Consider the following 12616-nt stretch of genomic DNA (forward strand, 5'->3'; position numbering starts at 1 on the left):
GTGGCGCGCCTGAACAGAAAAATGCTCCTGAACTGCGATGATGTGGAGTGTCGAAGTCCGTATCAGCCCAGTTCAAGGAGCACTTTCTACGTGAACGCTACCGCATGGTCGCGCGGTCTTGAAGTTGTCGGCGGCGGCACGGGTGTTGTGTCGCACGCGGGCCTGGTCCTGCTGCGGCAGCTCGCTGATCGGACGGGCCTGACGGCCGGGCTGTCGGCGGCGCTGCCGTCGCCGGACGGCGGCCTGGACCGGGGTCGGGTCTTCGCCGACCTGGCATGCGCGATCGCTGACGGCGCCCGGGTGATCAGCGACTTCCGGGTCATGGGCGACCAGGACGAGGTCTTCGGCCAGGTCGCGTCGGTCCCGACCGCGTGGCGGACGCTGAAGGAGACCGCCGCCGGCGGGGACCGCACTCGGGGCAGGGTCACCGCTGCGATAAACAAGGCGCGGCGTTACGCCTGGTCGCAGGTCATCGCCCGGCACGGGCAGCTTCCGCCGGTCCAGGTCGCGGACCGGCAGCTGACGGGGATCACCTGCATCCGCCTGGACGCCACCGTCGTTCCCGCCCACTCCGACAAGGAGCAGGCACAGCCGAACTTCAAGGGGTTCGGCCATCACCCCCTCCTGGCCGAATGTGACAATGTGCGCGAGCCGCTGGCCTGGATGATGCGGCCGGGATCGGCCGGAAGCAACACGGCCGCCGATCACCTGAAGCTTCTTGACGAGGCGATCGCAGCGCTGCCTCCTCAGCTCCGCCGGAAGCTGATGGTCACCTGCGACGGTGCCGGAGCCAGCCACGACCTGGTGAAACGCCTGGACAAGCTTGCCTCGCGCCGCGGGTATGAGCTTGTGTACTCCATCGGCTGGGCACTGGCCGAAAGGGAGAAGACCGCGCTCGGGCTGGTCCCGGACACCGCATGGGAAGCCGCGATCGATGCGGGCGGGAAGGTCCGCGAGCGCCGGTCTGAGGTGGCCTGCGGGAACCACAGGTGCGGGCATCGGGCCTGCTGGATCGCCGAAGCGCACGTCACCGAGCTGACCGGGCTGCTGCGCAAGGGCCCGGACGGGGACCGGCTGAAGGCCTGGCCGAAGACGATGCGGGTCTTCGCCCGCCGCGAGTGGCCCCACCCCGGAGCGCAGCTCACCTTGTTCGAGGCACAAGACGGGTGGCGCTACACCTTGTGGGCGACACACCTGCCCGCCGACACCAGGGGCTGGCGCGGCCAGTGCGCCTACATCGCCGCAGGCCACCGCGTCCACGCCCGCGTCGAGGACGTGATCCGCACAGGCAAGGACACCGGCCTGGGGCATTTCCCCTCTCGTGACTACGGGCTGAACAGGGCATGGCTGGACGCGTCGATGACCGCCTGCATCCTGCTGTCCTGGCTCCGGCACCTCGCCCTTGACGGCAAGCTCGCCAAAGCAGAGCCGAAGACGCTGCGATACCGGGTCTTCCACACGGCCGCCCGCCTCGTGCGCGGCGGACGTCGCAAGACCCTCAAGATCGCGGCCACCTGGCCCTGGGCCACGGCGATCACCACCGCCTGGGAGCGTATCCAGACCCTCCCGCACCCCACCTGACCAGCGCAAACCGTCCCTGCAGCCAAGGAAGGAGCCCCCGGGGCCTGTGGAACCCCCGGCCACCCGGCCCGGCAGCCGGGCTATCAGCATGCCCCGACACCGAAAACCCGCTCCCGGGGACGCTCGTCACGCCGTTCAGTCAGACGCTTCAGCAGCGTGAAAGATCGAGGGTAGTGGTCGGTGACTGCCTGCAGTTCCCGCAGCAGGTGGGCGTTGCAGCGGGCGTGCGTGGCCTGACCGTAGGTGTCATAGGGTGCCCAGCCGTCGTGCACCGCGACCCCGGTGAAGTGCGGCAGGACCCCGGCGGCGTCCATCGCCTCGACCCCGCGCCGATCATGCACCGTGATCAGGACGTACCGGCCGGTGGAGGCCGAGTGCACCCACCGCAGCCGGCCGGCGACCCGCAACGCGGTCTCGTCGAAGTGCGCCACCTGCGCCCGGGTGAGCCGCGCGCACCCGCCCGGTGAAGACCTCCAGACCCGCCGCGGCCCGAGCGGTCATCGCCGCGACCGTCCCGCCCGAGAGCGGGGTGCCGAACAGCTCGCCCAGCGCACGCGCGGTGCGGTCCTTGGACAGGAACTGCCCGACATAGAGATAGACCACGATCGCGGCGACGTTCGGGCCGTACTGCACCGGCCCGTCCACCCCCGCCGGGGCATCGGCGGTGGTCACCCTCCCGCACCCGCACCGCCGCTTGACCAGCTGATGCTCGGTCACCTTGACCGTGATCGGCGGGATGTCCGACACCTGCCGCCGCTCCACCCCGACCTCGGCCGCCCCGCCCAGCGCGGCGCCGCAGCCACCGCAGCACCGCGGCACATGCCGCCTGCGCCGATCAGGATCAGCGACCCGGCACAGCGTCTGCCCCCGGTGCCCGGCCTGCCCACCCGGCCGCCGGTCCGCACCTTCGTTCAGGTGGTCATGCCCCAGCTGCGTCCCGTCATCCTGTTCTGCTCGGTGACCTCGACGATCGGGACGCTCCAGCTCTTCGACGAGAACTACGTCCTGACCGGCGGCGGACCGGGCAATGCCACGACCACGCCCGTCCTCTATCTCTACAAGGTGGGCTTCGAACAGCTCGACTTCGGCTACGCGGCCGCCATCTCCTGGGTCGTCGTCGCGGTCATCGGGCTGATCTCCTACGCCCAGTTCCGCTTCTTCGGAAAGGACAGGACCCGGTGAACCCGGCCGTCGAGGGAAGGAGCCGTCCCCGCGCGGGCCGCCTACTCGCCCTGCTCCTGCTGCTGGTGGGCGCGCTGATCAGCGCTGCGCCGTTCTACTGGATGGTGGTCGCCTCCACTCGCGACGACTCCGAGCTGTTCGCGTCCCCGCCGCCGTTCCTGCCGGGTGGACGATTCCTGCACAACCTGGTGGAACTGGAGCACACGATCGGCTTCAGCCGGGTCATGCTCAACAGCGCTGGCCTCGCCGTCGTCTACACCGTGCTGAGCTCACTGATCTCCGCGATGTGCGGGTACGCGCTGGCCAAGTACCGGTTCCGGGGACGGCGGCTGCTGCTCGGCGCCGTGCTGGCGACCATGATGATCCCGTTTCAGGTGCTGCTGGTCCCGCTGTTCCAGATGATGGCGAGCCTCGGATGGGTCGACACCTACCAGGCGGTCATCCTGCCGTTCCTGGCCAACTCGTTCGGCATCTTCCTCATGCGCCAGGCGTTCCTCGGCTTCCCGGACGAGCTGATCGAGTCGGCCTGCATCGACGGCGCGGGCGACCTGCGCATCTTCTACCGGGTCGTTCTCCCGGTGGTCCGCCCCCAGTTCGGCGCGCTGGTCATCTTCACCTTCATGACGCAGTGGAACGCCTTCCTGTGGCCGCTGCTGATGTTGAACACCGAGGACAAGTACACCGCGCCGGTCGCGCTCTACACGCTCATCGGGCAGACCCGCGTCGACTACGCCGGGTTGATCCTCGGCTCCTTCCTGGCGACCCTCCCGCTGATGTTGATCTTCTTCCTGTTTCAGCGGCAGTTCGTGTCCGGTCTGCTTGGAGGGGCGGTCAAGGGATGAGCGGAGCGAACCAGGGGAGCGGGAGGGGGGCTCCTGCGCACGGAACAGGGATGACTCGGGTGGCGGGGCTGCTCTACGGCGGCGACTACAACCCCGAGCAGTGGCCCGAGGACGTCTGGACGGAGGACGTCCGGCTGATGAACGAGGCCCGGGTCAACCTGGTGACGATCGGCGTGTTCTCCTGGGCGCGGCTGCAACCGGGGCCGGACGACTGGGACTTCGAGTGGCTCGACCGGCTGCTCGACCTGCTCGCCGCGCACGGGATCGCCGCCGACCTGGCCACCGCCACCGCATCGCCTCCCGCGTGGCTGGTGCGCCGCCACCCGGAGGTCCTGCCCGTGACGGCGGACGGCGTCCGGTTGGAGTTCGGGTCCCGGCAGCACTACTGTCCGTCCTCGCCCGTCTACCGGAAGGCGGCCGCGCGGCTGGTCCGGATGATCGCTCAGCGCTACCGCGCCCACCCGGCGGTCGTGCTGTGGCATGTCCACAACGAGTACGGCGACCACGTGACCGAGTGCTTCTGCGCCACATCCGCGGCGGACTTCCGGTCCTGGCTGAGGGCGAGGTACGGCGCCATCGCGGAGCTCAACCGCGCCTGGGCGACCGACTTCTGGTCGCAGCGCTACGGCCGGTGGGAGGAGATCGAGCCGCCGCGCACCGCGCCCGGACCGGTGAACCCGACCCAGATGCTCGACTGGCGCCGGTTCTGCTCCGACGCCCTGCTCGGCTGCTACCTGGCGGAGAAGGCCGTCCTGGACGAGGACGGCGGGGGACTCCCGGTGACCACGAACTTCATGTCGATGTTCAAGCCGCTGGACTACTGGAAGTGGGCGGTGCACGAGGACGTCGTGTCCGACGACGCCTATCCCGATCCGGCCGACCCGGCGGCGCATGTGCACGCCGCGATGAACTTCGACCTGATGCGCTCGCTGAAGTCCGGACGGCCCTGGCTGCTGATGGAGCAGGCGCCGTCGGCGGTGAGCTGGCGACCGGTCAACGTGCCGAAGCCGCCCGCCCTGGGCCGGCTGTGGTCCCTCCAGGCGGTGGCGCGCGGCGCGGACGGCGTGCTCCACTTCCAGTGGCGGGCGTCGCGCGCCGGGGCCGAGAAGTTCCACAGCGCCCTCCTCCCGCATCGCGGCACCGCATCGCCGCAGTGGGACCGGACCGTGCGCCTCGGACGCGACCTGCGCCGCCTCGCCGAGGTCGCGGGCTCGCGCACCACGGCCGACGTCGCGATCCTCCTGGACTGGGACTCCTGGTGGGCGCTGGAACAGGAGGACCACCCTTCGTCCCGGCTCCTGCTCCAGGACCTCACGCTGTCCTGGTACGGCGCGGCGCACGCCCGCAACGTGGCCGTCGATTTCGTGCCCCGGGGCGCGGACCTGGCGCCGTACCGGATCGTGCTGCTGCCCAACCTCTACATGGCGGGCGGCGCGACGGCCGAATGGCTCGGCTCGTACGTCGCGGACGGCGGCCGGTTGGTCTGCGGCTTCTTCAGCGGCATCGTCGACGACCACGACCACGTCCATCTGGGCGGGTACCCGGCGCCGCTCCGGAACGTGCTGGGAGTCGTCGTCGACGAGTTCTGGCCCGTCCCGGACGGCGCGTCCGCCGAGGTGGTCTTCGGCGGCAGGACGGTCTCGGCGACGCTGTGGAGCGAGTGGCTGGAGACCGCCGGGGCGGAGACCATGGCGGTCTACGGCCCCGGGGCGCTCGCCGGCCGCCCGGCGGTCACCCGCAACGCGCACGGCGCGGGCCGGGCCTGGTACGTGAGCTGCCACCTGGGCGACGGCATCGGGCTCGTGCTGGACGAGGCGTTCGCCGACGCGGGCGTCCGCCCGGTGCACGCCGTCCCGGACGGTGTCGAGGCCACCCGCCGCGACGGGCCCGGCGCGTCCTACCTCTTCCTGCTCAACCATCGCGACGCCGAAGCGGACGTGCCCGTCCCGGACGGCGTCGACCTCCTGTCCGGTACCGCCGTGCGGGACACGCTTCGGCTGCCCCCGCTCGGGGCGGCGGTGCTCAGGACGGCCCACCCCCACCCCAGAAGGTGATCATGAGACGATCGCTCAACGCCCTGGCCGGGCTGACGCTCGGCTCCGCCCTCGTCATCACTTCCGCGCCGGCGTCGTCCGCCGCCGCGCCGAAGGCCGGCCCGGAGGGCTACGCCGACGTGCTCGATCTGCACGGCGTCCCGACCCGCGCCCTGCCCGCGGAGGTCAACGAGATCAATGTCTTCAGCGACCGCGGCGCCTGGCACGCCTACGCCCTGCCGCGGGTGGGCGACGAAGACGCCTACGGCGGGTTCACCGGGCCGCTCTACATCGCCCAGGAGTATCCGTGGTGGCTGAGCAAGGCGTTCAGCCGCATCCGGCTGCGCGTGGACGGCCGGGACCTCGACCTCGGCGTCGCCGGTGCGCCCCGGCTCACCGCCCTGCCCGGGGTGCTGCGCCAAGTCTACGACCTGCCGGGATTGCGCCTCACGCTCGAACTGCGCTTCGCCTCCGGGCACAGCGCGCTCGTCCGCGCCTCCGTCACCAACACCGGGCACGCCCTCCGCAGTGTGGAGGTCGGCTGGAGCGGGTCTCTCCTCCGCCCGGACGACGAACCGATGAGGATCGCCCCGGCCCTGCACGCCACGGCACGCGGCGTCGCGGTCGGGTTCGCCCGCGTCCGCGAGCAGTGGGACTACCTCACCGACGGCACGGAGCGCTTCGAGGTGACCCACGCCGGCCCCGTCCGTACCACCGTCACCGGTGACTCCTACCGCACCGACCTCGTGCGCCCGATCACCCTCGCACCGCGCCGCTCGTCCGAGCTGAACTGGACCGAGACTTATACCTTCACCGCCGCCGAACGCAAGCGAGAGGCCCCGCTCGTCCGCGACCTGCTCCGCCGCCCCGGCAGGGCGGCCGGCGCCACCGACGCCCGCTGGCGCGGATATGTCGCGGCCGTCACCGAAGGCGTGCCCGCCGGACGGCGCCGGCTCGCGGTCAAAGCGCTCGAAACGCTCGTCACCAACTGGCGCGGCCCGGCCGGCGGACTCGACCACGGCGGCGTCACGCCGTCCATCTCCTACAAGTGGTTCACCGGCGGCTTCTGGGCGTGGGACACCTGGAAGCAGGCGGTCGGCGTGGCCCGCTTCGACCCGGCGCTCGCCCAGTCGCAGATCCGGTCGATGTTCGACCACCAGATCACCGCGAGGTCGCGGGTGCGGCCGCAGGACGCCGGCATGATCCCCGACTGCCTCTTCTACAACGACCCCGCCCGCGGCGGCGGCAACTGGAACGAGCGCAACAGCAAGCCGCCGCTGGCCGCGTGGGCGGTCTGGGAGACCTACCGGCGAAGCGGCGACGTCCGGTTCCTGCGCGAGATGTACCCGAAGCCGCTCGCCTACCACGGCTGGTGGTACCGCAACCGGGACCACGACCACGACGGCCTCGCCGAGTACGGGGCGACCGTCGACCCGGCCAACGACACAGCGGAGGCCCGGCGGCAGGCCGCCGCGTGGGAGAGCGGCATGGACAACGCCCCCCGCTTCGACGCCGCGCTCGGCGCCACCGTCGTCGAGAACCGGGACGCCGCCGGGCGGATCGTCGGCTACTCCCTGACCCAGGAGTCCGTCGACCTCAACTCCTACCTCGCCGCCGAGAAGGGCTACCTGGCGGCGATCGCACGGCGGCTCGGCGACCGGGCGGCGTTCCGTCGCCTGACCGCGCAGGCCCGGACGCTGACCGCCGCCATCCGCGCGGCGATGTACGACCCGGCGACGGGCTACTTCTACGACACCGACCTTGTGACGGGGCGGCGCCTCACTGCCCGGGGCCGCGGCATCGAGGGCGCCATCCCACTGTGGGCGGGCGTCGCGTCCCGGCACCAGGCGGCCGCCGTCCGCGGGAAACTGACCGACCCGGAGGAGTTCGCCACCCCGGTGCCGTTCGCGACGGTGGCGAAGAGCTCGCCGTACTTCGCCCCGGAGAAGTACTGGCGCGGCCCCGTCTGGCTCGACCAGGCGTACTTCTCCCTCAAGGGCCTGCAGAGGTACGGCTACCGCGCCGACGCGTCCACTCTCGCCGACCGCCTGCGCGGCTCGGCGTCCGGCCTGCTCGGCGACGCACCGATCATGGAGAACTACAACCCCCTGACGGGAGCCCCGCTGAACTCGACGAACTTCAGCTGGTCCGCGGCACTGCTCCTGGCCTTGGACTGACCCTGACGGACCCGACGCCCGGTGGGGCCTGCCGTGTACCCGGCAGGCCCCAGCCGAGTCACCGGGTCACGTGGCGAACTGGCGCGGGACGGCGGTCGCCGGCGTGCGGAGTGCGGTGGCCGGTGCCGGTGCGACCCAGACGGGGGCCGGGTCGGGGTTCTTTTCGCAGGTGCGGTCGACGAGGCCGCGGTCGGCGGGGACCTTTCCGGTGCGGAGGTAGTCGATCAGGATGTCATCCAGGCATGTGTTGCCGGCGAAGGTGATGGCGTGGCTTCCGCCGCCGCGTTCGACGACCAGGCGGGCGGAGGGGAGTGCGCGGGCCATTTCCAGGCCGCCCTCGTACGGGGTGGCCGGGTCGTCGGTGGCCTGGAACAGCAGGGCGGGCGGCAGGCCCTTTCCGGTGATCTTGGTTCGGTGTCCCGCCTTGACCGGCCAGAACAGGCAGCCGGCGTTGAACCACATGTTGTTGTAGGTGTAGAAGGGGGCCTTCTCGTTGACCTCGGCCTGGTCTTTGCGCCAGTACCGGAAGTCGCGGGGCCATTTGCTGTCGCTGCACATGACGGCGTTGTACAGGTCGAACGAGTCGTCGGACGGGTCGGGTGCGGCGTAGCGCTCGTAGGCGGTGACCAGTGGGGCGGTGTCGCGCGAGTTGGTGTAGGCGGACAGGACGGTCGCCAGGCGCGGCCAGCGCAGCGCGTTGTAGCCGCCGGCGACCTGGGTGTCGTCGAACTCGTCGGGGCCGATGCGGCCGACGGGGTGTTCGCGGAGATCGGCGCGCATGGCGTACCACTTGTCGGCGATCTCGTCGGGATCGGTGCCCAGGTGGTAGACGTCGTCGGCCTTGGCGACCCACTGGGTGAAGGCCGTGAACCGCTTCTCGTGCTGGAGGTCTTGGCGGATGTTGTGGTCGTACCAGGAGACCGATGGGCCGACGATGCTGTCCAGGACCAGGCGGCGGACGTGGCGGGGGTACAGCTGGGCGTAGGTCGAGCCGAGCGTGGTCCCATAGGACCAGCCGAAGAAGCTGATCTTGTCGGCGCCGAGGGCCCGGCGGATGGACTCCATGTCGCGGACGTGGTCGACGGTCGCCAGGTGCGGCAGCAGCCAGGAGTACTTGGCGGTGCATTTGGCGACGTAGCCGGCGGCCTTCCTGAGCCAGGTCCGGGTGGTGCCCTGGCTGGGCTGGTAGTCGGGGCGGGGGCCGTCGAAGTAGTGCGGGTCGCAGGACATGTGCGGGTCGCTGTGCTGGGAGCCGCGCAGGTCGAAGCCTACCCAGTCGTAGGCGGCGGCCACGTCGGGCGGCAACTGGTCGGGGATCCAGGTGGCCATCCACAGACCGCTGATCCCGGGTCCGCCGGGGTTGAGCAGGATCGGGCCCTGCCGCTCGCCCTCGGGCGCCGTGGCCGGCAGCCGGTTCACCGCGATCTTGACCGTGCGCCCGTCTGGGCGGGTGTGGTCGAGGGGGACCTCCAGCATCGCGCACTGCAGGGTGGGGTGTTCGGTGTCGCCGCACGAGCGCCACTGGGTGGCCTTCTGAGGGGCCTGCTGGGGGGATTTCTGCGCGGCTGCGGCCGGCGGCGGGACGGTCAGCGCCGCGGCGGCCAGCATGGCTCCGCCCGTGATGACCACCGCGCCCCGGCGTCTGGGTCTCGGCTGTTTCACCGGTGCCTCCTGGGTTGAGAGTGAAATTGCAGTGTACAATTGCAGTCGTATTTTGGGGCTGTCCGCATTCGGCAACGGGCGGATAACCGGCACCGGAAAAGTGCCCGCCACTTGAGCGGATGCCTATCTGGTACATGACGTGAATCCGGGCGCTCGGGCGATCCATAACCGAGATCGATGGGGCCGTGTATGACCACGGCGCGGATCCGGCTCGCACACTGCGGGTGCACGCTTCCCCCACCCCTTCCGGGCGTTGGACCCCGGAGCCCCCCGATCCGGTTCGTTCCCATGGGAACGCCTCCGAAGGAAACCCCCCGTGAGAAGCAAACGCAGATCTGTCAGATGCCTGCAGGCGTCGGCCGCACTCCTGCTGGGGATCGGCTTCCTGGTCTCCCCCGCGAGTCCCGCGAACGCCGCCCCGAAACCGCCCCCGGTCAGTACTCGCGACGATCAGGCGCCGCACGTCCAGAAGTCCCCGCTCCCGGCCAAGGACCGGCCGCCGCTGTCGGCGGAGAAGGACGCGCTGAAGAGCAGCCCCGAACAACCCAAGAAGTCGGCCGAGCATCAGCGGCCGTCCATGAAGAGCGCGGCCAAGGCGCAGAAGAACGCGCCGAAGGCCACGGCCAAGGCGGCCGCCACGTGCAGCCCCAGTGACTTCACCAGCCGGTCCGGAAGCGCGCTGGTCCAGCAGGTCAAGGCGTCGACGACCGACTGCATCAACTCGCTGTTCGGCCTGACCGGCGGGGACGCCTACTACGCGTTCCGCGAGTCGCAGATGGTGAGCATCGCCTACGCACTCCGCGACAACGCCGTCTACTACCCCGGCGACAACAGCACCAGCACGGCCCAGCTCGTGCTGTACCTACGCGCCGGGTACTACGTCCAGTGGTACAACCCGTCGACCGTGGGCACCTACGGGCAGTCGCTGAAGACCGCGATCCAGTCCGGTCTGGACGCCTACTTCGGCAACTCCAAGTCCTCGACGGTCAGTGACGCGAACGGCGAGGTCCTCGCCGAGGCCGTCACGCTGATCGACAGCGCCCAGGAGAACGCCCGCTACATCTACGTGGTCAAGCGGCTCCTGAACGGCTACAACAGTTCCTACGACGCCTCCTGGTGGATGCTCAACGCGGTCAACAACGTCTACACCGTGCTGTTCCGCGGCCACCAGGTCCCCGCGTTCGTCTCCGCGGTGCAGTCCGACCCCAGCGTCCTGGACACGCTCAACTCCTTCGCCGCGGGCCACCTGGGCCTGCTGGGCACCGACCGCAGCTACCTGGCGTCCAACGCCGGACGCGAGATGGCGCGGTTCCTCCAGCACGCGCCGCTGCAGGCCAAGGTCAGGCCGCTGGCCAAGGGCCTGCTCGGGCAGAGCAGCATGACCGGGAAGACCGCGCCGCTGTGGGTCGGCATCGCCGAGATGACCGACTCCTACGACAAGGCCAACTGCTCCTACTACGGCACCTGCAACCTCGCCCAGCGGCTCGCGCAGAACGTCCTGACCATCAACCACACGTGCAGTTCCAGCATCAAGATCCGCGCACAGGACATGACGGCCGGCCAGCTGTCGGACACCTGCGCCAGCCTGATCAACCAGGACGCCTACTTCCACAGCCTCGTCAAGGACGGCAACAAGCCCGTCGCAGGCGACAACAACACCACCATCGAGGTCTGCGTCTTCGATTCCAGCACCGACTACCAGACCTATGCCGGCGCGATGTTCGGCATCGACACCAACAACGGCGGCATGTACCTGGAAGGAAACCCCTCCGCCGCCGGAAACCAGCCCCGCTTCATCGCCTACGAAGCCGAATGGGTGCGCCCGACGTTCCAGATTTGGAACCTCAACCACGAGTACACGCACTACCTCGACGGCCGGTTCGACATGTACGGCGACTTCAACGCCGGCATTACCACGCCGACCATCTGGTGGATCGAAGGGTTCGCCGAGTACGTCTCCTACTCCTACCGGAAGGTGACCAACGACTCGGCGATCGCCGAGGCCGCCAAGAACACCTACGCGCTCAGCACCCTGTGGGACACCACCTACAGCCACGACACGACCCGCATCTACTACTGGGGCTACCTGGCGGTGCGGTACATGTTCGAGAAGCACCCCGGTGACATCGCCACTGTTCTCGGCTACTACCGGACCGGCAACTGGAACGCCGCACGCACGTTCCTGACCAGCACGATCGGCAGCCGCTACGACAGCGACTGGTGGACCTGGCTGGCCGCCTGCGCCTCCGGCGCCTGCGCAGGCGGTGGCGGTGGCGGTGGCAACCAGGCGCCGACCGCGAAGTTCTCCGCCTCGGCCAACGGCCTGACGGTGAACTTCACCGACCAGTCCACCGACGCCGACGGCACCATCGCCTCCCGCAGCTGGGACTTCGGCGACGGCACCACCTCCACCTCCGCCAACCCGTCCCACACCTACGGCGCCGACGGCGCCTACAGCGTCTCGCTGACGGTCACCGACAACGGCGGGGCCACCGCCACCAGCACCCAGCAGATCTCGGTGTCCGCCGGTGGCGGCGGTGGCGGCGGGACCGAGTGCACCGGGTCCGACACCCGCCAGCTCGGCCAGAACTGCCAGCGCAGCAACCTGTCAGGACAGCAAGGAGACCTGTCCTACCTCTACCTCTACGTCCCGTCCGGCACTCGGTCGCTCACCATCACCTCCTCCGGCGGGACAGGTGACGCCGACCTGTACTACAACGCCAGTTCGTGGGCCACGTCGACGTCCTACACCCAGCGTTCCGCCAATGCCGGAAACAGTGAATCCCTGACCATCTCCAACCCGCCGGCCGGCTACAACTACATCAGCCTCTACGGGAAGGGCGCCTTCAGCGGAGTGACCGTCAAGACCCAGTACTGATCCACCACCGCACCGACGAAAACAGCCGGGGCCGGACCGCGATGGTTCGGCCCCGGCGCCGTTTCTCAGGAGAGCCGGGGCGAGCGTGCTCAGCTCAGGAGGAGGGCGGGGCGAGCTCGAACGGGCCGAACTCCGGGAAATGGCAGGCGACCCGGCGCCCATTGACGGCTCTTCGCAATCGAGGGTGTGGTGGGGGCTGGCGCGTCGGTCCGGGGATAGAGGTCGAGGTCTCCCGAGGATGGAGGTTCCTACGCCAGCCAT

Annotated in this window: 9 protein-coding genes; 6 read left to right on the plus strand and 3 right to left on the minus strand. The window is 69.9% G+C overall.

Features of this window, described 5'->3' with window-relative positions; genetic code table 11:
• Window positions 1-1581: an IS1380 family transposase gene (locus tag ABTW95_RS30295; RefSeq protein WP_500228090.1), complete on the plus strand. Its 1581-nt coding sequence runs from the start codon at window positions 1-3 to the stop codon at window positions 1579-1581.
• 83 nt (window positions 1582-1664) lie between these two features.
• Here the strand turns inward: ABTW95_RS30295 and ABTW95_RS30300 are convergent, their stop codons facing one another.
• Both ABTW95_RS30300 and ABTW95_RS30305 read right to left on the minus strand, forming a co-directional pair.
• Window positions 1665-2012 (minus strand): IS66 family transposase, encoded by a 348-nt coding sequence (locus ABTW95_RS30300; RefSeq protein ID WP_500228091.1) that lies wholly within the window; start codon window positions 2010-2012, stop codon window positions 1665-1667.
• On the minus strand, window positions 1915-2400 hold the full coding sequence (locus ABTW95_RS30305) for an IS66 family transposase zinc-finger binding domain-containing protein (RefSeq protein WP_500228092.1): 486 nt from the start codon (window positions 2398-2400) through the stop codon (window positions 1915-1917). Before ABTW95_RS30305 ends, ABTW95_RS30300 begins: the two co-directional genes overlap by 98 nt.
• 96 nt (window positions 2401-2496) lie before the next feature.
• Here ABTW95_RS30305 and ABTW95_RS30310 point away from each other — a divergent pair, with 96 nt between their 5' ends.
• Genes ABTW95_RS30310 through ABTW95_RS30325 form a run of 4 tightly spaced genes read left to right on the plus strand, consistent with a single transcriptional unit; the run spans window position 2497 to window position 7815 of the window.
• Window positions 2497-2763 carry a carbohydrate ABC transporter permease gene (locus ABTW95_RS30310; protein ID WP_500228093.1) on the plus strand — a complete coding sequence of 89 codons (267 nt, stop codon included), beginning with the start codon at window positions 2497-2499 and terminating at the stop codon, window positions 2761-2763.
• The gene (locus tag ABTW95_RS30315; RefSeq protein WP_500228094.1) at window positions 2760-3605 is read left to right on the plus strand and encodes a carbohydrate ABC transporter permease; all 846 of its coding nucleotides are present in this window, start codon (window positions 2760-2762) and stop codon (window positions 3603-3605) included. Before ABTW95_RS30310 ends, ABTW95_RS30315 begins: the two co-directional genes overlap by 4 nt.
• A 50-nt stretch (window positions 3606-3655) precedes the next feature.
• Window positions 3656-5659, plus strand: a complete 2004-nt coding sequence (locus ABTW95_RS30320) for a beta-galactosidase (protein WP_500228095.1) — start codon at window positions 3656-3658, stop codon at window positions 5657-5659.
• Window positions 5660-5661: 2 nt separating this feature from the next.
• On the plus strand, window positions 5662-7815 hold the full coding sequence (locus ABTW95_RS30325) for an MGH1-like glycoside hydrolase domain-containing protein (protein WP_500228096.1): 2154 nt from the start codon (window positions 5662-5664) through the stop codon (window positions 7813-7815).
• 66 nt (window positions 7816-7881) lie between these two features.
• Here ABTW95_RS30325 and ABTW95_RS30330 read toward each other — a convergent pair whose 3' ends face one another.
• Window positions 7882-9477: an alpha/beta hydrolase gene (locus ABTW95_RS30330; protein WP_500228097.1), complete on the minus strand. Its 1596-nt coding sequence runs from the start codon at window positions 9475-9477 to the stop codon at window positions 7882-7884.
• Between the two features lie 316 nt (window positions 9478-9793).
• Here ABTW95_RS30330 and ABTW95_RS30335 point away from each other — a divergent pair, with 316 nt between their 5' ends.
• Window positions 9794-12355, plus strand: a complete 2562-nt coding sequence (locus ABTW95_RS30335; RefSeq protein WP_500228098.1) for a collagenase — start codon at window positions 9794-9796, stop codon at window positions 12353-12355.
• Window positions 12356-12616 lie beyond the last annotated feature (261 nt).

The organism is Spirillospora sp. NPDC127506, assembly GCF_040302145.1.
Lineage (GTDB): Bacteria > Actinomycetota > Actinomycetes > Streptosporangiales > Streptosporangiaceae > Spirillospora.